The sequence below is a fragment of the Veillonellales bacterium genome, assembly GCA_039680175.1.
GTDB lineage: Bacteria > Bacillota > Negativicutes > JAAYSF01 > JAAYSF01 > JBDKTO01.
This window is the reverse complement of the sequence record JBDKTO010000030.1, coordinates 53,213-76,592: the sequence shown is the minus strand read 5'-3', so window position 1 is coordinate 76,592 and position 23,380 is coordinate 53,213. Positions and strand designations below refer to the sequence as shown.

Sequence of the window (23,380 nt, the reverse complement as noted above, 5' to 3'; positions counted from 1 at the left end):
AGAGGTGGACTCAATGAAAAAATGGCTTGCTTATGGTTTGATATGTATGCTGCTGCTCGCTCTTTCCGGCTGTGGCTCAGCCGGAAAGAGCGCAGCTCCCAAAGTGGATACGATTCATATTTCCTATGTGAAACTTCCCCTGAATGTTCCGTCCATTGTGGAAAAAAAGCAGGGATTATTTGAACAGGAATTTGGCAGGGATAATATCAAAGTTGAGTTTCCGGAAATCACGGAAGGCCCGAAGATGACGGAAGCGCTGGCTGCCGGCTCGCTGGATTTCTGCAATGCCCTTGGCGGTACTTCCGCCATACTGGCGGCAGCAAACGGCGTTGACCTGAAAATTATCGGTATCTACAGCCGGGCGCCGAAAGCTTTCACGATTATGGCCAGGGACCCGCAAATTAAAACGACAGCCGATTTGAGGGGGAAAAAAGTGGCAGGGCCGAAGGGAACCATTCTGCATCAGCTGCTGCTTGCGTCCCTTACCAAAGCGGGAATGACGGCGGATGATGCCGCCTTTATTAATATGGGCATCCCCCAGGGGATGGCGGCCATGTTCTCCGGCAATGTGGATGCGGCGCTGGTTGCCGGTCCGGCGGTACCGAAAGCGCTGGCTGGCGGGGCTCATATTCTGACGACCGGCGAAGGACTGCTGGATGCTACCATTGTAATTGCTGTCAGCAATAAATTTTTGACGGAGCATCCTGATCTGGTGAAACGATATATGCAGGTCCATCAGCAAAGCCTGCAGTACATCCAGCAGCAGCCGGAAGAAGTATACCAAATGGCGGCGGAGGAAACCGGTATTGGGGTGGAAGATGTCCGGAATATGGTGTCCTGGTATGACTTTAATCCCGCCATTACGTCTGCCGATGTCGAGGATTTGGAGAAAACCCAGGAGTTTTTGCTGCAGAATGGAATGCTGACGCAGAAGGTAGAGCTCAAACGGCTGATCAGCGATCTGACAAAATAGAAAGCTTCTATAGGTATATATAACGAACTAATGTTTTTTACTGTCATTGCGCGACGGTACGATGCAGCAGTCTGCTAAACAAGGCCATGAGATTGCTTCACTATCGTTCGCAATGACAGATCCTTTTTTATCGCTTTTCAGATAGAAACACTTTCTATGTACAAACTATTGATGATATGCTATACTTTTTTAGCTATGAGCTATGAGCTATGAGCTATGAGCTATGAGCCATGAGCCATGAGCCATGAGCCATGAGCTATGAGCTATGAGCCATGAGCCATGAGCCATGAGCTATGAGCTATGAGCTATGAGCTATGAGCCGATTCCCCGTTCTATTGCTTGTATCCAATGAATATAGTTATTGGTGATGAAATTGGCTGATATAGTTTGATTATGGGTAATCAAGTGCGATTTGACAAGTTTCTGACAGGTGATGTAAAATGAAGGTGTTGTCTAGAAATGAGGTGTTAAAATTATGCAGACCTATGTAGTGACGTTTACCATAGCTTTGGCTGTGGCGTATTTTATAACGCCGGAAATTAAGAAACTGGCGGAGAAGGCCGGTGCCATGGATGCGCCGGATGCCCGTAAGGTTCACACCAAACCGATTCCCCGAATGGGCGGCTTGGCGATTTATGCCGGTTTTGTCATCGCGGTTTTGGCCAGTGTGCATATGAGCCGGGAGATATTGGGCTTGTTAACCGGTGGAACGATTATTTTGATTGTTGGTATTATAGATGATTTGAAACAGTTGTCGCCAAAGGTAAAACTGATGGGACAGATTATTGCTGCTGCGGTGCTGATACTGTTTGACATACGCATTGACTGGCTTACCAATCCTTTTGGCGATATGATTTATGTGGAGTATTTCTCTATACCCCTTACCATTCTGTGGGTAGTCGGTTTGACTAATACCGTAAACCTGATTGATGGTCTGGATGGCTTAGCCGCCGGTGTTTCGACCATAGCTTCGATTACTATATTGCTGGTGGCTTTGCAGCAGAACTTCTGGATGGTGGTGATTTTGAGTGCCGCATTGGCGGGAAGCGCCATGGGCTTTCTTCAGCATAATTTTAATCCGGCTAAAATCTTTATGGGTGATACCGGCAGCATGTTTTTAGGATATATGCTGGCAGCGGTATCGGTGATTGGCGCGGTAAAAAGTGCGGCGACGATTGCGCTGATTGTGCCGATTGTTGCTTTGGGACTGCCGATTATGGATACTGCTTTTGCGATCATCCGCCGTTATATGAGCGGCAAGCCGATTTTTAAACCGGATAAAGGGCATTTGCATCACCGTTTACTGGAGATGGGGCTGACTCAGAAAGAAGCGGTGCTGTTGATGTATGTCATTAGCGGCTGTCTGGGATTAAGCGCTATAGCATTGACTGAAGTGAATCATGCTTTGGGGGCTTTGATTCTTATCGGGCTGCTTGGGCTCGCCTTTTTCGGCGCCAAAAAGATCGGTGTTTTAAAAGCCACCAAATCGGTGGAAAGTCATTAAAATGGTTATATAGGCGGGCGTAATGCCCGCCTTATTTTCGGTATCATAGACATGATAATAGTTGAGGTTTTGATTTCAGGAAGGAAAGCTTGCATTTTTCGCTACGTGCTATGAGCCGGCGAAATGCTAGCACCTTTTCTCGCACTACTGTAACCAGTCGGAAGGGAGCGATTTCATGTCGCGCATTAAAGTTATGACCGTATTCGGCACTCGCCCGGAAGCAATTAAGATGGCTCCGGTGGTTTTGAAACTGGCAAAGTATCCGGAAGCGATTATTCCGGTTGTTGCCGTAACCGCCCAGCACAGGGAGATGCTGGATCAGGTGCTGCATTTATTTCAGATAGAACCTCAGTATGACCTGGATATTATGGCTCGGGGGCAGACTTTGTTTGATATTACCTGCCGGGCGATGCAGGGACTGAATTCGGTGATTCAAAAGGAACGGCCGGATATTGTGCTGGTGCACGGGGATACCACAACTACCTTTGCCGGAGCGCTGACTGCTTTTTACAATCAGACTGCTGTCGGTCATGTGGAGGCAGGACTGCGGACGGGCAATAAGTATTCTCCTTTTCCGGAAGAGATGAATCGGAAACTGACCGGAGCTTTAACGGATCTGCATTTTGCTCCCACCCTGACGGCTCAAAAAAATTTGTTGGGGGAAGGGATCCCTGAAACAGCAACTTTTGTGACCGGCAATACAGTGATCGATGCCCTTTTGGCAACAGTGCAGCAGGATTACCAGTTTACGGATCCTCTGCTGACGGATATTGATTATACCAGTAAACGGATTGTTTTGGTGACGACTCACCGCCGGGAGAATTTGGGTGAGCCGATGCGCCATGTGTATCAGGCACTGCGGGATATTGTGGCGGAATTTGAGGATGTGGAAGTTATTTTCCCGGTTCACAGGAATCCCAGGGTGCGGGAAGTTGTGAACAGTGAACTGGGCGAACGGGAACGGGTTCATCTGATCGATCCATTGGATTACCAGCCTTTTGCCAATCTTTTGGCAAGGGCTTATCTGGTGCTTACCGATTCCGGCGGTATTCAGGAAGAGGCTCCCGCCCTGGGGAAACCGGTACTGGTGTTGCGGGATACGACAGAACGGCCGGAAGCGATCGATGCCGGTACGGTGAAACTGATTGGCACCGATAAAACACGGGTATATCAGGAAACCAAGCGGCTGCTTGCCGACAGGACAGAATATGACCGTTTGGCCAATGCCTGCAATCCTTACGGCGACGGTCAGGCAGCCGACCGCATTGTTAAGGCTATTCTGTGGAAATACGGCTTTTCCCCGGAAAAGCCCGGCCATTTCGGCAGTTATAAGAAATAAGGCAATAATCAGCTGATGACACCTGGTATATCGAAGCAGGAGCAGTCAGCTTTTTTCTAATTCAAAATTATTTATCATTGACACATATTGAAAATAGGCATAAGATGGTTTTGTAACAGTGAGTACCAATTTGGTTTTTACAGTACATTGCTTAACAAAGCCGGAATCGGGGGATGCTGTCTGATAAAATGTTATGAATTATAAAATTGAATTAGCAGGAAATAGCAATAAATTAGCGAATGCTTATCGTAATTGTCGAATTGCCGAACAAGAGTAAGATTTTTCTATTGAGGGTATAGTAAAGAAAATCAGAGCGGGCAGATAAAAGACGGCAGCGACGGCAGAAGGATACAGCGGTGAAGCGGCTATGGCAAAAGATGATAAACGGCAACTGTTTGAGGCGTTTAGCTTGGTGGGCATCATTGGCCTGAATATGGTGGCGTCAGTGGTGGTGGGACTGTTTATCGGCCGGCTGATTGATAACTGGCTGGACGGCGGCTTCGGGGCAACGATAGCCGGGATAGTATTGGGGATGTTTGCCGGTCTCTGGTCTGCTTATAAAAGGATATTGAATAAGGACTAGCACAATATGCAGGAATATCGTTTCGCAGTTAAACGTACAGTGATTCAAATTGTTTTATGGGGCATTGGCCTGGGCAGCGGGGCTTATGCTGCCGGCTACAGCAGCTGGCTGTCAGGACTGGCCCTGGGAACGATAACCAGTATTGTTTATTTTTTGTTTATGAGCTGCCGGGTTCGTAAAAGTGTCGAACTGCCGCCGCATAAGGCGGTATCTTATATGCGGGTTGGCTGGGCAATCCGGTTGATATTTATTTTACTGATGCTGGTTTTGTCGGTACAGATTCCTTCCGTCCATTTCTGGGCCGCCGTGGCGGGAATGCTTTCCCTGCAGGTGGTGCTGCTGCTGAATGGCGGGATATTGATTCTTAAAAGTCTCCTGGGTGCCGTCAAAAAGCACCCGTTGTGAAAATGATTTACAGCAAGAGCCATATTGGCAAGTCGTCTGTGGGTTTAATCGGTGAAGAAAAGGGGTGAAAATATGGAGCACGAAATAGGCGTTCATCAACTGGCTTATTGGGCAGGCCTTACCTTTAATATTGATACATTGAGGATGACCTGGCTGGCAATGGGAATTGTGATTTTGCTGGCTTTTGTGGCTACCAGGGGAATCCGTCTGGTGCCTCGCCGCTGGCAAAACCTGCTGGAGATGGCGGTAGTGGCTCTGCTTGACCAGATTGAAGCGACCATGGGGCCTAATGGCAAGAAACTGGCGCCGCTGATTATTACCTTGTTTTTGTTTTTACTGGTAGCCAACTGGCTGGGATTGATTCCCGGCTTTACATCACCCACCAGTGATTTGAATACCACCTTGGGGCTGGCGTTGATGGTGATTATTCTGGTGCATGGACTGGAGGTGGTACACAGGGGGGGAGGCAAATACATCAAGCGTTTCTTTCAACCCTTTATACCATTTGTTTTGATTAATATCATTGAGGAACTGGCCAAACCGATCACGCTGTCTTTCCGTCTTTTCGGCAATATTCTGGCTGGGGAAGTGTTGATTATTATTTTAGGCATTTTAGTGCCGTATGTGATTCCGACAGCATGGCTGGCTTTTAGTGTTTTTGTCGGTGCTGTGCAGGCTTTTATTTTTACCATGCTGTCGATGTCGTACTTAGCAAATTCTCTTCGGGACGATTAATACTAACATTTGAGATATATAGCTTGATACTTGTTTAAAGGGTAGCTGAGAAGGAAAGGAGGGGGCATCATGGAACATGCCATTATGGTTGCAGGAGCTTTTATTGGGGCAGGCTTGGCTATAGGTTTGGGCGCGGTCGGCGCTGGTATTGGTGACGGGTCCGTAACTGCGAAAGCCGTTGAGGGCATTGCAAGACAACCGGAAGCAAAGAGTACTATTTTAGTAAATATGCTGATTTCGGTGGGCTTGATTGAATCCATTCCGATTATTGCGGCAGTTATTGCTATTGTACTGCTTTACGCCAATCCGATGATAAAGTAACAACAGCGTAATAGGGCGGCGGAGGGATTTGTCCTGCCGTCGCCTCCCTTACACGCCGGACAGAGGAGGTGCCCTGCTTGATTGATTTAAATGCGACGCTTATAGCGCAGATCATAAATTTCCTCATCTTGGTGGTCATATTGACGAAAGTAGCCTATAAACCGTTGATAAAGGTACTGGATGACAGGAAAAATAAGATTGCCGCCAGTATGGAGCAGGCGGAGCGGGAAAAAATCGCTGCCGAGCAGCTAAAACGGGAGTATCAGGAGCAGTTGATGGCCGCCCGTACACAGGCTCAGACTATTGTGGAAAAAGCCGTGCGGACAGCAGAGCAAAGCAAAGAAGAAATTTTGGCAGAGGCCCGGGCCGAACATGCCAGAATGCTGAAAACCGCTCAGGAAGAAATCAGCCGGGAGCGGGAACGGGCGTTTGCTCAGCTGCGGGGTGAAGTGGTGACTCTTTCGATGGCTGCCGCAACTAAGATTATTGAGAAAAACCTGGATGAAGCGGCAGAAGCCAAGTTAGTGGCTAATTTTATTGAAAAGCTGGATAATGAGAAAATAGGTGGTTTGCCATGCTAGTGGAACAGCTGGCGCAAAAGTATGCTCAGGCCGTATATGAACTGGCGGCAGAAAACAATCTGCTGGAACAGGTGGAAACTGAACTGCAGATGGTGGGAGAGACCATTGAAGACAATCCTGATTTGGCTATTTTTCTCTACCATCCTCAGGTACTGGCTGCAGCAAAAAAGGAAACCGTCAGCCGGATCTTTAAACAGGAACTGAGTGAAATGGTTCATACCTTTCTACTGCTCTTAATTGATAAACGGCGGGAAGCTATTTTACCGGCCATTGTCCGGGAGTATTGCAACCTGTCCAATGCGGCAAGAAATATTGCCGAGGCTGAGGTAACCACGGCAAAACCGTTAAGCGATGCTGAGCATGCGGCTCTGGCAGATAAATTAAGTGCCGTAACCGGAAAAAACATGGTACTGAAAACCAGTATCGATCCCCGGCTTTTAGGCGGGGTTATCGTAAAAATGGGGGATAAGCTGATTGACGGCAGTGTGGTACGTCAGTTGGAAATGCTGAAAACCACGCTGCTGGGCAAGTGACAAAGATTGGGGTGACAAACGCAACATGAAAATGAGGCCAGAAGAAATAACGGCTATCATCAAACAGCAGATAGAGCACTATCAGGTGGATCTTAATGTCGATGACGTCGGTACGGTCATTGAGGTTGGTGATGGAATTGCCCGTATCCACGGCCTGCAGAAAGCGATGGCCGGCGAATTGCTGGAGTTCCCTCATGGCGTATACGGAATGGTACTCAATCTGGAGGAAGATAACGTCGGCGGAGTACTGCTGGGCGGGGAAACCCTTATCAAAGAAGGGGATACCGTACGCCGTACCGGCCGGATTATGGAAGTGCCGGTAGGCGAGGGACTCATCGGACGGGTAGTTAATGCCTTAGGCCAGCCCATTGACGGCAAAGGTACTATTGCTACCACCGAATTTCGTCCGGTGGAATATCCGGCGCCGGGTATTGCCGACCGTCAGTCGGTTAAAGAACCGTTGCAAACCGGCCTGAAGGCTATCGATTCCATGGTTCCCATTGGCCGCGGCCAGCGGGAATTGATTATCGGCGACCGGGGTACCGGTAAAACGGCAATTGCCATTGATACTATATTGAATCAAAAGGGCCATGGAGTTGTTTGCATTTACGTGGCCATTGGTCAAAAGGCGTCCACTGTTGCCCGGGTGGTACGTACCCTGGAAGAAGGCGGGGCGATGGAATACACGATTGTTGTCGCTGCTTCGGCTTCCGACAGTGCGCCGCTTCAGTACTTGGCTCCGTATTCCGGTGTTGCTATGGGCGAGTATTTTATGTACAAGGGCGGCCACGTATTATGTGTCTATGACGACCTGTCAAAGCATGCTACAGCCTATCGGGCCATGTCCCTCCTGTTGCGGCGTCCGCCGGGACGGGAAGCATATCCCGGCGATGTATTTTATTTGCATTCCCGGCTGCTGGAGCGGGCGGCGAAACTTTCCGACGAACTTGGCGGCGGTTCCATTACCGCACTGCCGATCATCGAAACTTTGGCCGGCGATGTTTCGGCCTATATTCCTACGAATGTAATCTCGATTACTGACGGGCAGATTTTTCTGGAAGGCGAATTATTCTACTCTGGTATCCGGCCGGCCATTAATGTTGGTTTGTCCGTGTCCCGGGTAGGCGGTTCGGCTCAGATTAAAGCTATGAAACAGGTGGCTGGACGGCTGCGGCTTGATTTGGCTCAGTACCGGGAATTAGCGGCTTTTTCCCAGTTCGGTTCCGATTTGGATAAAGCTACCAAAGCATTGCTGGACAGAGGACAGCGTACCATGGAAGTGCTGAAACAGCCTCAGTATTCACCGGTGCCGGTAGAAGAACAGGCCATGATCATTTATGTAGCGGTTAATGGTTATCTGGATGACGTGGCTGTAGAGAATGTAACCAAATTTGAACAGGATTATATCAAATTTATGCGTTCCAATTATACCGAAATCGGTAAGAGTATCCGGGAAAAGAAGGTTCTTGATGCCGAAACGGAAACAGCCTTGAAAAAGGCTATTAAAGAGTTTAAAGATACCTTTGTCAGTTTTGAAAAAAACCAAGCGGCTGCGAGGTGATATAAATGCCTAGTACCCAGGATATACGCCGCCGCATCAAAAGTGTAAAAAGCATTGAACAGATTACCAAAGCGATGAAGATGGTTGCCGCAGCCCGTCTTCGGCGGGCTCAGGAGCGGGCTATTGCCAGCCGTCCCTTTACCGAAAAAATCCGGCAGGTATTAGCTGGCGTGGCTCAGAGTGCCGGAGATATTTCCCATCCTCTCCTTGAGGAGCGGGAGGTTCGGCAAACCGGCTATTTGATTCTCAGTGCCGATAAAGGATTGGCCGGCGCTTATTCTTCCAACCTGTTCAAAGAAGTTCAGCCCCAGATAATTGACAAAGGAACCGCCCGGCTGATTGTGGTAGGGCGAAAAGCCAGAGATTATTTTAAGCGTCGGGGCTATTCGATTGATCAGGAGTATACCGGCTTTTCGGAAAAACCGACATATGATCATGCCCGGCAGCTAGCTGCAGCTATGGCGGATGGCTACCAGAACGGCGACTATGATGAGATTCAGCTGAGTTATACTCAGTTTCTGTCACCGATGAATCATCAACCGGTTACCATCAAGCTGCTGCCCGTTGCTCATCCGACAGTGGAAGGGGCCACAGGGCATCATGAATACCTGTTCGAGCCTTCGGCTGGTGAAGTGCTGGATTTGCTGCTGCCGAAATATCTGGAAACAGTGATTTACGGGGCACTCCTGCAGTCGGCAGCCAGTGAACTGGCTGCCCGGATGACAGCTATGGGATCGGCAACGGAAAATGCCGAAGAATTAATTTCTAAATTGGTGCTTAATTATAACAAAGTGCGTCAGGCGACCATTACTCGGGAGATTTCCGAAATTGTGGGCGGCGCCGAAGCGCTTAAATAACAAGGAGGGGAAAGACTGTTGAATACCGGTAAAGTGGTACAAGTAATTGGACCTGTCGTTGATATTGAATTTCCCCCGGAACAGCTGCCCGCCATTTATAATGCAATCACCATCAACGGGAAAGCCGGTGATGTGGACATTCACCTGACGGTAGAAGTTATGCAGCATCTTGGTGATAATACGATCCGCTGTGTGGCCATGTCCTCCACCGATGGGCTTACCCGGGGGATGGTGGCAACCGATACAGGTCTGCCGATTAAAATTCCGGTGGGTAAAGCGACTCTGGGCCGGGTGTTTAATGTTTTGGGCGAGACAGTGGACCATAATCCGGCGCCGGTTCAGGCCGATGACTATTGGCCGATTCACCGTCCGGCACCTAGCTTTGAACAGCAGGAAACATCGACACAGATTCTGGAAACCGGAATTAAAGTCGTGGATTTGATCGCCCCTTATTCCCGGGGCGGTAAAATCGGCTTATTTGGCGGTGCCGGAGTTGGCAAGACGGTATTGATTATGGAACTGATCCGCAATATTGCCACTGAGCATGGCGGCTTTTCCGTATTTGCCGGCGTGGGAGAGCGTACCCGGGAAGGAAATGATCTCTGGACAGAGATGAAGGAGTCCGGTGTTATTGAAAAAACGGCTCTTGTATACGGACAGATGAATGAACCGCCGGGAGCCAGAATGCGGGTTGGCCTGACCGGCCTGACTATGGCGGAATATTTCCGCGATGTGGGCGGTCAGGATGTGTTGCTGTTTATTGATAATATATTCCGGTTTATCCAGGCCGGTTCGGAAGTATCGGCACTGCTCGGCCGCATGCCTTCGGCCGTTGGCTATCAGCCGACTTTGGGTACGGATGTGGGTGCCTTGCAGGAACGGATTACCTCTACTAAACAGGGTTCCATTACTTCGGTACAGGCCGTATATGTGCCGGCAGACGATTTGACCGATCCGGCGCCGGCTGCAACTTTTGCCCATCTGGATGCGACTACCGTACTGTCCCGGCAGATTGCTGAACTGGGGATTTATCCGGCGGTTGATCCTCTGGATTCCACTTCCCGGATTGTTGATCCTAACATTATCGGCGAAGAGCATTATCAGGTAGCCAGAGGCGTGCAGGAAGTCCTGCAGCGGTATAAGGAACTGCAGGATATCATTGCCATTCTGGGGATGGAAGAATTGTCTGACGAAGATAAATTGACGGTGTCCAGGGCCCGTAAAATACAGCGGTTTCTCAGCCAGCCGTTCTTTGTGGCGGAAACCTTCACCAATATGGCCGGTAAATATGTACCGCTGAAAGAAACCATTCGCGGTTTTAAAGAGATTCTCAGCGGCAAATATGATGACTTGCCGGAAACGGCATTCTTCATGGTCGGTTCAATTGACGAAGTGGTGGAAAAGGCGAAAAAAGTAAAGGGGGAATAACAGGTGGCTAAAAAAATCCGGCTGGATATTGTTACCCCCGAAAAGATCGTTTACTCTGATGATGTCAACATGGTGATTGCCCGGACTACTGCCGGCGATATCGGTGTGCTGCCCGGGCACGCAGCTTTGGTTGCGGGCTTGGTAATATGGCCGCTCAGGCTCCTTACGGATGACGGGGAAACGGAAGTTTCACTCTGCGGCGGATTTATTGAAGTGCTGCCGGAAAAGGTAACGATTTTGGCTCATTGTGCCGAACTGCCTGGCGATATAGACGTGGCACGGGCGGAAGCGGCTAAAGCAAGAGCAGAGAATCGTCTTAAAGGCGACAGGGAAGGCATTGATGTCAGCCGGGCGGAAGCGGCCTTGCACCGGGCCATGATTCGCCTGCAGGTGGCCAAACATCAGCAATAGACAGGTTTGAGAGCATTTTTGAGACTGCTTGGCGGCAATAAGCCTGCCGGCAGTCTCATTTTGGTACTAGCAGCCGATTGTTTAAATTCAGATACAAGGGAACTTGATTAGCATAATTTGTCTTGTATATCTCCCCTAAAAACTGGCAAGAATGAAATTAACAGCAAAATTTTTTCGCCGGTGAAGGGGAGCGGGAGAATGAATCGGTTTCGCTATGGTCTTATTTTAGGGATGATACTGGTCGTCATAGTTTGGTTTGCTTATGAGCAGCGTAGTGCTGCAGAAGAACCGGAGCCCCTCAGTGCTGCTATGCTGGCGACAGGCGCCAAGGCTGAGGAGTTGTCGGTCAACGGCTGGGCCAGGCTGCCCCTGCAGGAAGCCGATGAAGCCTATTTAGAAAGAGTGGTGACAATCGCTATGGATCAGTTGGGGTTTACCCCTGCTGATTATCAAGTTTCGCGCAGTAAAAATCGACAGCAGCAAATCCTTCGGGCGGAGGTTACTGCCGATCACTTTCATGGGGTTGTTGCGGCGAAAAGCATCCGGCCGGTTGGTAGCCAACAAAACAGTGGTGTTTATGTAGTAATTAATATTGAGACAAAACCGGAACAAAACAGGGAACTGCTGCAATGGCATGCGGCAATAACCGGTATTTTGAAGAATTTTGGCGGCTCGCCGCGTATTTCCTCTTGCCTGGTCGGCTGGCTTAATGGTAAACTAAAGGATGGAGACTGGAACGAGCGGTTGGAAAATGGGTTTGCCGCCGCGAAGGGAACTGCCGTTGACAGAACGAGGTATACTAATTTTGCCAGTTATACAGGATTTTCGCCAGCCATTTCCGATTTTTTGCAAGTCGGAAGCAATAAGGTGAATTTAAATTTGGCCATGCGCTACAGTCCGTATGATGATCGTACATATGTCATAGTCGGCTCCCCGGTAATTACCAGGGAGTATTAGCGGTTATTATTGCAGGAGGGCATTTATAGTAGTTTGTGTGGGAGGAAGTTATGGAAAAGCTAGTCATACGCGGAGGTAATAGACTATCCGGTACTGTAAAAATCAGTGGTGCTAAAAATGCGGTGCTGCCGCTTATCGCTGCCGCCTTGCTGGGGACTACGCCCAGTATCCTTGATGAAGTTCCCGATTTGGAGGATGTCCGCACTTTTTCGGAAGTGCTGCAGCATTTGGGCGTAGGTGTGCGGCGGGAAAAGAATGAACTCTATATTGACAGTTCCAACCTGACCAGTTGTGAGGCGCCTTATGAATTGGTACGGAAAATGCGGGCTTCTTTTTTAGTAATGGGACCGCTGCTGGCCCGACGGGGAAGAGCAAAGATCTCCTTACCCGGCGGCTGCGCAATTGGCACCCGGCCAATTGATTTGCATCTGAAAGGGTTTGAAGCTTTGGGCGCCGATATTGATATCGGGCATGGGTATATTGAAGCAAAAGCACCCCAGGGGTTAACGGGAGCGAGGATATATTTGGATTTTCCCAGTGTTGGTGCAACGGAAAATATTATCATGGCGGCCAGTATGGCAAAGGGCCAGACCATCCTGGAGAATCCGGCTCACGAACCGGAAATTGTCGATTTAGCCAACTATTTGAACGTCATGGGAGCCAGGATTCGCGGTGCCGGCACGAATGTGATTAAAGTTGAAGGTGTGAACGAGCTCAGAGGAATGGATTACACTGTCATTCCCGATCGGATCGAAGCAGGCACCTATATGGTGGCCGCCGCCATGACCGGCGGCGATGTCTGGATTGAAAATGCATTGACCGAGCATCTGAAGCCGGTAGTGGCCAAGCTGAAGGAGGCCGGTGTTTGTATTGAGGAAGATATTAACGGTGTGAGGGTCTGGGGTGACGGCAATTTCCGGGCGGTGGATATTAAGACATTGCCTTATCCGGGTTTTCCCACCGATATGCAGGCTCAGTTTATGGCCATGGCAGCCATTGCCAAGGGAACCAGTGTAGTGAGTGAAACGGTATTTGAAAATCGCTTTATGCATGTGGACGAATTGAAACGGATGGGAGCTTGTATCAAGATTGAAGGGCGCAGTGCAGTTGTGGAAGGTGTGGCCACGTTGACCGGCTGTCCGGTTAAAGCCACCGATTTGCGGGCCGGTGCCGCCATGGTATTGGCAGGACTGGCTGCGGAGGGAAAAACCGAGGTCGGTTACATTCATCATATCGACCGCGGCTATGACAATCTTGTGAACAAGCTGAAAGGAATCGGCGCCGACATCGAACGCATCGGCTAAGCACTTATAATTTAGGCTAATACATGAAAGGACGGCTAAGCTTAGCCGTCCTTTCATGTATTAGGGGAGATTTGTCATTGCGAGGCGGCACGACGAAGCAATCTTAGGAGCATGGGGTGCTCTTTTTTGATAATGACAATTGCTATAAGGCGGCTTTGTCGGGAGACAAGAAGACGGAGGTGCGCGCTGTAAGCTAGGGTTGAGGCTGATAGTAGCGAGAATTAGCCAATTTATGCAGGAAATACCATTTCCCGAGCGAATAAATATAATAATGAAGCAATAATGAAGCGAAGAAAATGCACTCTCTTATGGGGTGAGTGGATTATGAATTTTAAAAAAATGCGGCTGGTTTGCTTACTTACGATTCTGCTTGCTGTCTGCACAGGATGCGGCTCTTTCCCGGGTAAGGATAAGTACATTGATTTTAAGAAGGTGGAACCGGCACCGGCTGTTTCTGCCGTCAGCACGGATTCTCAGGCTTTGCGGGTGGCGATTTCCTCTGTGTTATTGCCGCAGGAGACCGTAATGCATTACCGCTCGATAGCTAATTTTCTCGGCCAGCATGTGGATAGGCCGGTCATCCTGATTCAGCGAAAAAGTTATGCAGAGATTGCACTGCTGCTCCTAAATGGCGGCGCGGACATTGCTTTTTTCTCATCCGGAGAATATGCGGCTTACAGTGGCTTTGACGAGATTGAGATGCTGGCATCGCAGCAGCGGATGGGGCTGCCCTATTATCAAGGGTATATTATTGTAGCGAAGGATAGCGGAATAAACGACATAGCGGATCTTAAAGGCAAGACGGTCGCCTTTACCGACCCGTTAAGTTATTCCGGTTACACATTTTTAGTACAAATGCTGCGACACAGGAACCAGACGCCGGAAACGTTTTTCGGACATTATATTTACACGTATAGTCATGATAATTCTCTTCGCGCCGTTGCCAACAAGGTCGTCGATGGTGCGCCTGTTACCAGGCTGGTATACGATAGGGCGAAAGAAAAACAGCCGGAGCTGGCGGAGGCTGTTAAGATTATTGCTGTTTCGCCGCCTGCCGGGATTGGCCCGGTAGTAGCGGGTAAAAGTGTAAGCCAGAGACAGCGGGACAGCTTGCGCAAAGCCCTGCTCAGCATGCATGAATACCCGTATATGACGCCGGCACTGCAAGGATTGTCGATTGACCGGTTCGTGCCGCCTCAGCCGGAGCTGTTTGAACCGATTCGGCTGATGCTGCGCGAAGGAAGAGAGGAGTTATGAGGCTGCCGCGGTTGTCGGTTTATTACCGGATATTGGCGATGGCACTTTTTATCATCGCGCTGCTTAGCGTTGCTATCGGTTTAATTGTTTGGGACTCGCTTGACGATGTTGTTTCGCAGCAGCTGCAAAAGCGCGGCACCGAGATCGCCAATCACGTAGCATTGGCCGGCGGAAATTATATATTGATGGAAGATTTGTACAATCTCTATGAGCTGGCGGCTCAGACAGCCGCCAGCAGCGAAGATGTGCGGTATATTTTAATTATCGACAGCAACCAGCGTTTGCTGGCGCATACTTTTCACGGGGGCATACCCGCGGGACTGCTGGATGATATGCCCGATTTTACGCAGCAAGAAATAACGGCATTTAATTCTGACGAAGGGCTTATCCATGATATTGTTGTTCCCATTGAAAATGGAGCCGTCGGTTATGTTCGGGTCGGCATGACCGAAAAGTACACGCGGAACTCGATTCATCAGCATGCAAGGGACGTGTTGTTTACTGTCTTTATTGTTTGCGCCCTGGCTGTATTCTTATCCAGCCGGATATCGGCGCTGATTACAAAACCGATTCGCGATCTGGCGGAAGTTGCCGAATCAATAACCCAGGGAAATCTAAAAATTCGGGCCAATATCCGTGATACCGGCGAGGTCGGCAAGCTGGCCGTCGCTTTTAACGAAATGGCGGCCAGCCTGATAAAGGCTAGCGCTGATAAGGAAATTTTGCTGGGCGAGCTGCGTGTCAAGGAACAGCTGCGGGATACTTTGATTACAAAGCTGATGACAGCGCAGGAAGACGAGCGCAAGCGGATTTCTCGCGAACTGCATGATGAAACAAGTCAGGCGCTAACCTCGCTTATGCTGACAATGCGGGTTCTAGCGGAAGATGCATCAAATCAGGAGCAAAAAGATGCTTTGCTTCTGGGGCGCGACGTTGCCGCCAATATTTTGCGGGAGGTTCGCGATCTGGCAGTTGAGCTAAGACCGCCGGCGCTGGATGATCTCGGGCTAGTCGCAGCCATAGAACGATATAGTGAGAAATTCGCCAGCCGCCATGGGCTAGACATTGACCTAAATACATCAGGCCGGCAAACTTCGGTAGATGGCCAAATTGCTGTGGCCCTTTACCGAATTGTCCAGGAGAGCTTAAATAATGTTGTTCAGCACTCCGGCGCAACTACTGTGTCAATTGATATCACCTTTCAGCCCGAGCGGATTATGGTCGCTATAGCTGACAATGGCAGGGGCATTACCGATTCTGATTTAATTCGGGCCCAGAAAGAACATCGGCTTGGATTATATGGAATGCGTGAACGGGTGGAACTGCTGCAGGGAAGGCTAGATATCGGACAGTCCCCCGGCGGCGGCACGGAACTTTTCATTGCGATTCCTCAATACCACCCAGTGAAAGGAGAGCTATCGTGAAACAAAAGCTAAAATTGCTATTGGCGGATGATCATAAGCTGCTTCGCTCCGGCTTGAAACTGCTGCTGCAGCGGAATCCGGATATGCTGGTGGTGGGAGAGTCGGCGGATGGTGAGCAGACAATACAGCTGTTTGAGCAGCTTAAACCAGATATTCTGCTGCTTGACTTATCAATGCCGAATATGAGTGGGATTGAATGTCTCAAGGAGATCAAAAGCCGTCATCCTGATGCCAGGGTGATTGTGCTGACGATGCACGAAGATGAGAGTTATATAAAGCGGGCAATGCAGGCAGGAGCCGCTGCTTACGTCCATAAAAGCGCGGCGGACACTGATTTGTTCAAAGCGATTGCGTCGGTGCAAGCCGGTGAGCTTTACCTCAGCCAACAAGATTCCAGTCTATTGCTGCACGATTTACTAAACCAGGAGCAGGAAACGATTGATAAAAAAGCTCCTTACGTTCTGCTCAGTCCCAGGGAGCGGGAAGTCTTGCGGCTTGTTGCCCATGGATATTCCCTGGCCGAGGTAGCGGCAAGACTATCGCTGAGTATTAAAACAGTGGATACGTATAAAGTACGGCTAACGGAGAAACTGAAAACAACCAAAAGGAGTGATTTGGTAAGTTACGCCCTGAAGTACGGTTTATTGTCGAATAAATAACCTTTGTAAGGGATTTTTCCGACAGTAAGTTAGGGGATTTTTCCGCTACATTACAGCCTTTAATTGTGCGATAATTTAGAAAAAGCACAAAAGGCTGTTTTTTTCATGGGTAGACAAGTAAAGTTTCTACCTTTTTCCGGTGTACCCAATAACTTACACAAGGAGGATTTCGGGAAAATGAGAAAAAAAAGTATTCTTTTGTTAGCGTTCATCATGTTGTGCAGTATCCTGCTTGCCGGTTGCGGCGGCAACGATAAAAAAGCGCAAGCTCCCGGTGCCGCAGACGGAAATAAACTTATCATCTACACGTCCATGAAGGAATCTCTCATCAAAGGGATAGTTGAAGGTTTCAAGCAGAAAAATCCCGGCATTGAGGTAGATTATCAGTCCGCCGGCGCCGGCAAGCTCATGGCCAAAATCGCGGCAGAGCGGCAGAGCGGCCATATTCTGGCAGACGTTATCTGGACAAGTGAGGTTCCCGATTTCTACAGTATGAAGAAAGAGGGAATCCTGGAACAATACAAGTCGCCGCTCTTAGGTGAGATCGTCAATCCTTTTGAAGATTATGATGGATCTTTTACCGCGGCTCGGCTGGGAACACTGGGCATAGCCATCAACACAGACAAAATTAAGACCCCGCCTACTCAGTGGTCCGATCTGTTAAAACCGGAATATAAAGGGGCCTTCGCCATAGCGGATCCCGCTCTTTCCGGAACATCCTACATGAGTGTCGCTTTGCTGGAAAAGCAGTTCGGCTGGGAGTTTTTTGAGAAACTGCACGCGAATCAGGCCAGAATAGGCAAGGGGTCGGGTCAGGTTGTTGACGACACCGCCTCGGGTGAACTTGCTGCCAGTCTTGCCGTTGATTACATAACAAACAGCAAGATTAAAAAGGGCGCGCATATTGCCCTGTACTATCCGCCGGAACTTTTGGTTGTGCCCAGTCCGGTGGCTATATTCAAAGGGACTGCCAAGCTTGACGCAGCGAAGAAATTTGTCGACTATCTTCTCGGTCCGGAAGCTCAGGCGCTTATTGCCGCTGAGGGTACGATTTCCGTACGCCCGGACGTGAAGAGCCCGGAAAAATTCAATCTGCCGGAGGCGGCTGAAGCGTTGAAGCGCGCCATCAAGATAGACTATAACGAGGCTCTGACCACCAAGGAAGCAACGATAAAGAAGTTTACTGAAATACTGCAGGTGAAAAAATAATTGTAACAAAACTTCCTGCTTACTTCAGCGGGGCGGATCGTTCCGTTCCGCTGTTTTATTTATTGAAATGTTTGAAATTTTGGAGGGTAGAGTATGGAAATAATCCGGGTAGAAGGTGTAGCGAAGAGTTACGACAAGCATCAGGTACACAACGATCTTACACTTGCCATTGAGCAGGGTGAATGTTTTACCCTGCTGGGGCCGTCGGGTTGCGGTAAAACCGTGCTGCTGCGGCTTATTGCGGGTTTTGAGATTCCGGATGCCGGCAGAATATCCATTGATAATATTGTCGTTACAGACACGGCGGGGGGTATAAATATTCCTCCCGACCGCAGAGGGCTTGGCATCGTCTTTCAGGATTACGCAGTCTGGCCGCATATGACTGTATTTGACAATGTCGGTTATCCTTTAAAAATTGCCAAACGGTCGAAAAACGAGCTGCGGGATCGGGTAATGGAAACAATCGAGATGGTTGGGATGGGCGGCCTCGAGCACCGTCTGCCCTCGGAGCTTTCCGGCGGTCAGCAGCAGCGTGTGGCCCTGGCCCGTGCGCTTGTCGCCAGACCGTCCGTGATGCTGTTGGATGAGCCGCTGAGCAATCTTGACGCCAATCTGCGCGAAGAAATGCGGTTTGAAATAAAAGAGCTGCAGCGCAAGCTGAATATAACAGTTCTCTATGTTACGCATGATCAGGAGATAGCGCTTGCTATCTCAGACCGCATTGCTATCATGGACGAGACGGGCAGGATACGGCAGACAAGCAACCCTTGGGAGATTTTTGAACGACCGGCGGATCCTTTTATCTTCAACTTCATGGGCATAGCGAACTTTGTCCCTGTGCGGCGGGACGGGGAATCCTATCTGGTGGGCGACGGTGAACAGCTCATTCCCTGGGAGCTGCCCAAGGGCGACGCGCCTGAATGGGTCGCGGGCTTTCGCCCCTCCGACGTGGAAATTACCCGGCAGGGAACCGGCCTCAGAGGCGTGGTCAAGCGTGCCAACTTCCTTGGCTCGACGATGGATTATCTCATTGAGGTGGACGGCGCCCATTTACGCACAAGCATAGAGACACACGCGGCCATTTCCAAGGGGCTTATGTTCAAAGAAGGGGAGACTTGCGTCATCAGCTTCCGGAGCCTCCTGTGGTTCAACGCTGAGAGCCTGAAGGAGGTGAAGCAATGAAATCAATCACGCAAAAGAGCAATTTTGGCGTGGCGCAGGTTATACTGTTTCTCTCCATTGCCATTTTGGTTATTGTGGTGGCTGTTCCGGTTCTTTTGATTTTGTTCAATGCCTTCTGGGTGAACGGTGAGTTCAACCTCAAGGATGTCTACAAGACTATTTCAGAACCGCAGACGTATCAGGCCCTGATAAATTCGCTTATTATTGCTACCGGCACTACGATTGGCAGTACGATCGTCGGCACTTTTTTTGCTTGGCTGGTAACGCGTACTGATCTTCCCTACAAAGGTTTTATGAAGGCCATGTTCTTAGTACCGTTCATGCTCCCGTCATTTATCGGTGCGCTCGCCTGGAAGATGCTGCTTTCCCCCAATGCCGGGTTCATTAACAAATTTTTTATGAATAATTTTGGCTTTGACGGTCCGATTTTTAATATTTACAGCTATCTTGGTATTAGCGGTGTAGAGGTAATGTATCTGTTTCCCTTTGTTTTCATCCAGGTGTGCGGCGCGCTTGAGCGCATGGACCCGACCCTGGAGGAGTCGGCTCGCATATCGGGGGCGGGGCTTTTCACCATCACAAGAAAAATTACAATTCCTTTAGTGCTGCCAAGTATTCTTTCAGGCTCGCTGCTGATAATGCTCTACTCAATGGCTCACTTTGGCACTGTCGCTGTGCTTGGCATAGAAAATGGGATATACAATATACCGACACTTATTTACGAGCGCATACACCAGAGCGGGGGGAGCTTTGACTCGATACGGACCGGTACAGTGCTTGCCACGGTACTGATTATATCTGCGGCTTTCATCATCTGGCTGCAGGGGAAAGTACTGGGCAAGGGGCATTATCAGATTATCGGCGGTAAAAGCTTCCGGCCGATGGAACTGAAACTGCGCGCTCTGCGCGTACCGCTTCTTATCCTCTGCCTGGGGTACATTGGTTTTACGATTGTCCTGCCTACGGTGGTTATTTTCCTGGTAGGAGGGCTGACGACCTATGGACTGCCTTTCACTTGGGAGAATCTTTCACTTAGCAACTATAAATACATCCTCTTTGACTATAATGTGACCAGGGATGCAATCTGCAACAGCGTTACTCTGGGGTTGAGCGCGGCTGTCATTACCATGTTCGCCGGGGTTATGATTTCCTATGTCATTGTTAAGATGAAGGTGCGGGGCAAACGCATCTTAGAGTTCTTGGGGATGCTTCCCTTCTCGGTTCCCGGTTCGGTAATCGCCCTTGGTGTGATCCTTGCCTGGAGCGGCCAGTTTGGCATCAACCTCTATAACACGGTTTGGATCATATTAATCGCCTATATTGCCCGCTACATGGCTTTTTCGCTCAAAGCCAACTCGGCGGCCCTGGAGCAGGTGCATGACTCCTTGATAGAGGCAGCCCGCTCCTGCGGTGCTAGCATGTGGCAGTCCCTTAAGGATATCGTGCTGCCCCTTGTGCGTCCCGGCATGCTGGCGGCCTTCTTTCTGATTTTTCTTCCATCCCTGAGAGAACTAACCGTTTCTATCATGCTTTACTCACCGGCTACCCGGACCATCGGCGTTGCGATATATACCCTGAACGAGGACGGGGAAACAGTAATCTCGGCGGCCTTAGCCGGTATTGCGCTGCTGATCATTATTACCGGTCAGACACTGATTAACCATTTCACCAAAAAGGCAGGTGTGTAAAAGATCATGTCATATGTGCGCTTAGTGAATGTTACCAAAAAATTCGGCGACGTTACCGCCGTTAATTCCCTGAACCTGGAGATTGGCAAGGGGGAATGCTTTTCCATGCTGGGTCCGTCCGGCTGCGGTAAGACCACGACACTCCGCATGGTGGCTGGGTTTGAGGACTTGAGCGACGGGGAAATTTACGTCGGGGATCATCTTATTTCTTCCCCTAAGCGTAATTATTATCTGCCGCCGGAAAAACGTAATTTCGGCATGGTTTTTCAGGCTTTTGCCGTCTGGCCCCATTTGTCGGTTTTTGAGAATGTCGCTTTTCCGCTGCGCATCCGCAAATTACCTGCCGCTGAGATTGAGCGGCGCACGAACGACGCTCTGCGCGCCACAAACCTGCTAAAGGTCGCAGCGGACAGCCCGGCAGACCTTTCAGGCGGCGGCAAACAGCGGGTAGCGCTTGCCCGGGCGCTGTCCATGAATCCTGATGTCATGCTCTTGGATGAGCCGCTCTCAAGCTTAGACCCTCATCTGCGCGAGGAGATGCGTTTTGAGATTAAGGACTTACAGCGAAAGTACGGCTTTTCCATCATCTATGTGACTCATGACCAGTCCGAGGCCATGGCCCTTTCAGACCGGATACTGGTGATGAAAGCAGGTATCATGCAGCAGATAGATACGCCGCTTAATATCTACAACAAGCCGGCCAATAAATTCGTCTTCAGTTTTATTGGCCTGTCCAACTTTCTCGATATTGTTCGGGAGGACGGCAAAACGTTTGTGCGCGGTGACAATGCATCGCTGCCGTTGAATTTGCTCCCGCCGGCAGCGATGCACGACAGGGGCATGCTTTCCTTGGCAAGCCGTCCGTCTGAGATCGATTTTGTGAGTGGGGACGACGAGGACGGAGTGCGCGGCGTTGTCAGCCGTAAAGCATTTCTGGGCGAAATTATTGACTATCAGGTGAAAATCGGCGAACAGGAGGTACGCGTTCAGAAGGGACGTCGCGCCCCCGGCCCCGAGTTGGGCGAATCATGCTGCCTGCGTTTCCTGCGCCCCTTCTGGTACGGCGGCGAGCAATAGAATAAAGCTATTGGCTGCCGTTGCGCTTTATTTTATGGTGATGATGGGATCAGTGTGTATTATTGCGGAAAGAAGCAGGAATGTCCGACTAGCCGGCAATGAGCAATGAGCAATGAGCTATGAGCTATGAGCTATGAGCCAACAGCCAATAGCCAACAGCCAATAGCCAACAGCCAACAGCCAATAGCCAAATTCCAAGTGCTCCCTTCCTTGCATACTCTGCCTATATAACGCATAATTATTAGTAGCAGAATAGACAGCGGGCTGCAATTTTTTTCGTATGGACAAGGAAAATATCGCGGAGTATCGGATCGGAGAGGAGGGACAGTGTGAAAAAACTGCTGGCGTTTACAGCGCTGCTGGTGATTGTTCTGGTCATCATCATTCCTGCCCTGCTGGTGCGCCTGGATTTTACCGGTCCGGCACCGAACAGGGGGAATAAGGTGTTCACAAGTGAAGATATCTCGATTCGGGTTTATCTGCCTGAAACGAATAAAATTGTCGAGATGAACCTGGAGGATTATATCAAAGGGGTAGTAGCTGCGGAAATGCCGGCCGAGTTCGAGCTTGAGGCACTAAAGGCCCAGGCGGTCGCGGCACGGACAGTAGCGGTAAAAAGTATGGCATCTTTTGGCGGCTCAGGTGTGCCGGAACATCCGGGAGCCGATGTCAGCGCGGATTTTAAGCAAAGCCAGGCTTGGCTTGGCGAAGCCAGGCTCAGGGAGCGGTGGGGGGATAATTATGGACGCTACTGGGCGCGAATTTCACAGGCTGTAGACCAGACTAGGGGCCAAATTATTACCTATGCCGGCGAGCCGATCAACGCAGTATTCCATTCTACCAGCGGTGGACGTACTGCCAGCGCCAAAGAAGTGTGGGGATTTGAGTATCCCTATTTGCAAAGTGTAGCCTGCACCTGGGATCAAACATCACCTCGCTATAATGACACCAAAGAAATACCTCTGGCGGAAATTGAACAGCGGCTGGGTCCTGATGCCGGAGTTATGTCCGCCGCCAAAAACGGTAGCGGAGCAGTGGCTCATATTATAGATCTGACGGATTCCGGCCGGGTGGATAAGATTCGTATTGGCAGCAAGGTGCTGTCGGGAATTGCCGCGCGGGAAAAGCTGGAGCTGCGTTCCGCTAATTTCACTGTGGAACAAAGTGGCGACAAAATGATTTTTAAAACCATCGGCTACGGTCACGGCGTCGGCCTGTGCCAATATGGAGCCAACGGCATGGCGAAAGAAGGCAGGGATTATCGTCAGATTGTTACCTATTATTACACCGGCGTAGCCTTGACGAACATATTCGGGTCGTAAGGGCTATGAGCAACCGCCAGATTTTCCCTTGTTGGCCGGTGTCATCGCGAGGCGTCAGCCGTGGCGATCT

The 23,380-nt window shown here is 49.8% G+C and carries 23 protein-coding genes; all 23 read left to right on the top strand.

Annotated elements, in window-relative coordinates:
* The first annotated feature begins 13 nt into the window (after positions 1-13).
* Entirely contained in the window at positions 14-973 is a 960-nt protein-coding gene (locus ABFC84_05105) for an NrtA/SsuA/CpmA family ABC transporter substrate-binding protein (protein ID MEN6412132.1), read from the top strand.
* A 475-nt stretch (positions 974-1,448) separates the two neighbouring features.
* Entirely contained in the window at positions 1,449-2,477 is a 1,029-nt protein-coding gene (locus ABFC84_05100) for an MraY family glycosyltransferase (GenBank protein MEN6412131.1), read from the top strand.
* Positions 2,478-2,652: 175 nt separating this feature from the next.
* A complete protein-coding gene (wecB, locus tag ABFC84_05095; GenBank protein MEN6412130.1) occupies positions 2,653-3,816 on the top strand; it encodes a UDP-N-acetylglucosamine 2-epimerase (non-hydrolyzing) in 1,164 nt (387 codons plus the stop codon).
* Positions 3,817-4,183: 367 nt separating this feature from the next.
* Positions 4,184-4,399, top strand: coding sequence for an AtpZ/AtpI family protein (locus tag ABFC84_05090; GenBank protein MEN6412129.1), 216 nt, complete (start codon positions 4,184-4,186; stop codon positions 4,397-4,399).
* Between the two features lie 39 nt (positions 4,400-4,438).
* On the top strand, positions 4,439-4,804 hold the full coding sequence (locus ABFC84_05085; protein ID MEN6412128.1) for an ATP synthase subunit I: 366 nt from the start codon (positions 4,439-4,441) through the stop codon (positions 4,802-4,804).
* A gap of 72 nt (positions 4,805-4,876) precedes the next feature.
* Complete coding sequence (gene atpB / locus ABFC84_05080; GenBank protein MEN6412127.1) at positions 4,877-5,539, top strand: F0F1 ATP synthase subunit A; 663 nt, start codon at positions 4,877-4,879, stop codon at positions 5,537-5,539.
* Between the two features lie 69 nt (positions 5,540-5,608).
* The gene (gene atpE, locus ABFC84_05075; GenBank protein MEN6412126.1) at positions 5,609-5,860 is read left to right on the top strand and encodes a F0F1 ATP synthase subunit C; all 252 of its coding nucleotides are present in this window, start codon (positions 5,609-5,611) and stop codon (positions 5,858-5,860) included.
* A gap of 77 nt (positions 5,861-5,937) precedes the next feature.
* On the top strand, positions 5,938-6,441 hold the full coding sequence (gene atpF, locus ABFC84_05070) for a F0F1 ATP synthase subunit B (protein MEN6412125.1): 504 nt from the start codon (positions 5,938-5,940) through the stop codon (positions 6,439-6,441).
* On the top strand, positions 6,435-6,974 hold the full coding sequence (locus ABFC84_05065; GenBank protein MEN6412124.1) for a F0F1 ATP synthase subunit delta: 540 nt from the start codon (positions 6,435-6,437) through the stop codon (positions 6,972-6,974). Before atpF ends, ABFC84_05065 begins: the two co-directional genes overlap by 7 nt.
* 25 nt (positions 6,975-6,999) lie before the next feature.
* Positions 7,000-8,535, top strand: a complete 1,536-nt coding sequence (gene atpA, locus ABFC84_05060) for a F0F1 ATP synthase subunit alpha (GenBank protein MEN6412123.1) — start codon at positions 7,000-7,002, stop codon at positions 8,533-8,535.
* A 5-nt stretch (positions 8,536-8,540) separates the two neighbouring features.
* Entirely contained in the window at positions 8,541-9,392 is an 852-nt protein-coding gene (atpG, locus tag ABFC84_05055; protein MEN6412122.1) for an ATP synthase F1 subunit gamma, read from the top strand.
* Between the two features lie 15 nt (positions 9,393-9,407).
* Positions 9,408-10,820, top strand: coding sequence for a F0F1 ATP synthase subunit beta (gene atpD, locus ABFC84_05050; GenBank protein MEN6412121.1), 1,413 nt, complete (start codon positions 9,408-9,410; stop codon positions 10,818-10,820).
* 3 nt (positions 10,821-10,823) lie between these two features.
* On the top strand, positions 10,824-11,231 hold the full coding sequence (locus ABFC84_05045) for a F0F1 ATP synthase subunit epsilon (protein ID MEN6412120.1): 408 nt from the start codon (positions 10,824-10,826) through the stop codon (positions 11,229-11,231).
* Between the two features lie 198 nt (positions 11,232-11,429).
* Positions 11,430-12,188, top strand: coding sequence for a YwmB family TATA-box binding protein (locus ABFC84_05040; GenBank protein MEN6412119.1), 759 nt, complete (start codon positions 11,430-11,432; stop codon positions 12,186-12,188).
* 50 nt (positions 12,189-12,238) lie between these two features.
* Entirely contained in the window at positions 12,239-13,492 is a 1,254-nt protein-coding gene (gene murA / locus ABFC84_05035) for a UDP-N-acetylglucosamine 1-carboxyvinyltransferase (GenBank protein MEN6412118.1), read from the top strand.
* 324 nt (positions 13,493-13,816) lie between these two features.
* Entirely contained in the window at positions 13,817-14,749 is a 933-nt protein-coding gene (phnD, locus tag ABFC84_05030; GenBank protein MEN6412117.1) for a phosphate/phosphite/phosphonate ABC transporter substrate-binding protein, read from the top strand.
* Positions 14,746-16,173 (top strand): ATP-binding protein, encoded by a 1,428-nt coding sequence (locus tag ABFC84_05025; GenBank protein MEN6412116.1) that lies wholly within the window; start codon positions 14,746-14,748, stop codon positions 16,171-16,173. The genes phnD and ABFC84_05025 overlap by 4 nt, the downstream gene beginning before the upstream one ends.
* A complete protein-coding gene (locus ABFC84_05020) occupies positions 16,170-16,832 on the top strand; it encodes a response regulator transcription factor (GenBank protein MEN6412115.1) in 663 nt (220 codons plus the stop codon). The genes ABFC84_05025 and ABFC84_05020 overlap by 4 nt, the downstream gene beginning before the upstream one ends.
* A 177-nt stretch (positions 16,833-17,009) precedes the next feature.
* Complete coding sequence (locus ABFC84_05015) at positions 17,010-18,041, top strand: ABC transporter substrate-binding protein (GenBank protein MEN6412114.1); 1,032 nt, start codon at positions 17,010-17,012, stop codon at positions 18,039-18,041.
* Between the two features lie 93 nt (positions 18,042-18,134).
* Entirely contained in the window at positions 18,135-19,223 is a 1,089-nt protein-coding gene (locus tag ABFC84_05010; GenBank protein MEN6412113.1) for an ABC transporter ATP-binding protein, read from the top strand.
* A complete protein-coding gene (locus tag ABFC84_05005) occupies positions 19,220-20,911 on the top strand; it encodes an iron ABC transporter permease (protein ID MEN6412112.1) in 1,692 nt (563 codons plus the stop codon). Before ABFC84_05010 ends, ABFC84_05005 begins: the two co-directional genes overlap by 4 nt.
* 24 nt (positions 20,912-20,935) lie before the next feature.
* The gene (locus tag ABFC84_05000) at positions 20,936-21,988 is read left to right on the top strand and encodes an ABC transporter ATP-binding protein (protein MEN6412111.1); all 1,053 of its coding nucleotides are present in this window, start codon (positions 20,936-20,938) and stop codon (positions 21,986-21,988) included.
* Between the two features lie 329 nt (positions 21,989-22,317).
* The gene (gene spoIID / locus ABFC84_04995; protein MEN6412110.1) at positions 22,318-23,310 is read left to right on the top strand and encodes a stage II sporulation protein D; all 993 of its coding nucleotides are present in this window, start codon (positions 22,318-22,320) and stop codon (positions 23,308-23,310) included.
* Positions 23,311-23,380: the final 70 nt, after the last annotated feature.

Bases quoted from the DNA above. Each gene is read 5' to 3' on its own strand.
- ABFC84_05105 (MEN6412132.1), top strand. From the start codon at position 14: ATGAAAAAATGGCTTGCTTATGGTTTGATATGTATGCTGCTGCTCGCT.
- ABFC84_05100 (MEN6412131.1), top strand. From the start codon at position 1,449: ATGCAGACCTATGTAGTGACGTTTACCATAGCTTTGGCTGTGGCGTAT.
- wecB (MEN6412130.1), top strand. From the start codon at position 2,653: ATGTCGCGCATTAAAGTTATGACCGTATTCGGCACTCGCCCGGAAGCA.
- ABFC84_05090 (MEN6412129.1), top strand. From the start codon at position 4,184: ATGGCAAAAGATGATAAACGGCAACTGTTTGAGGCGTTTAGCTTGGTG.
- atpB (MEN6412127.1), top strand. From the start codon at position 4,877: ATGGAGCACGAAATAGGCGTTCATCAACTGGCTTATTGGGCAGGCCTT.
- atpE (MEN6412126.1), top strand. From the start codon at position 5,609: ATGGAACATGCCATTATGGTTGCAGGAGCTTTTATTGGGGCAGGCTTG.
- ABFC84_05065 (MEN6412124.1), top strand. From the start codon at position 6,435: ATGCTAGTGGAACAGCTGGCGCAAAAGTATGCTCAGGCCGTATATGAA.
- atpA (MEN6412123.1), top strand. From the start codon at position 7,000: ATGAAAATGAGGCCAGAAGAAATAACGGCTATCATCAAACAGCAGATA.
- atpG (MEN6412122.1), top strand. From the start codon at position 8,541: ATGCCTAGTACCCAGGATATACGCCGCCGCATCAAAAGTGTAAAAAGC.
- ABFC84_05040 (MEN6412119.1), top strand. From the start codon at position 11,430: ATGAATCGGTTTCGCTATGGTCTTATTTTAGGGATGATACTGGTCGTC.
- murA (MEN6412118.1), top strand. From the start codon at position 12,239: ATGGAAAAGCTAGTCATACGCGGAGGTAATAGACTATCCGGTACTGTA.
- phnD (MEN6412117.1), top strand. From the start codon at position 13,817: ATGAATTTTAAAAAAATGCGGCTGGTTTGCTTACTTACGATTCTGCTT.
- ABFC84_05025 (MEN6412116.1), top strand. From the start codon at position 14,746: ATGAGGCTGCCGCGGTTGTCGGTTTATTACCGGATATTGGCGATGGCA.
- ABFC84_05015 (MEN6412114.1), top strand. From the start codon at position 17,010: ATGAGAAAAAAAAGTATTCTTTTGTTAGCGTTCATCATGTTGTGCAGT.
- ABFC84_05010 (MEN6412113.1), top strand. From the start codon at position 18,135: ATGGAAATAATCCGGGTAGAAGGTGTAGCGAAGAGTTACGACAAGCAT.
- ABFC84_05005 (MEN6412112.1), top strand. From the start codon at position 19,220: ATGAAATCAATCACGCAAAAGAGCAATTTTGGCGTGGCGCAGGTTATA.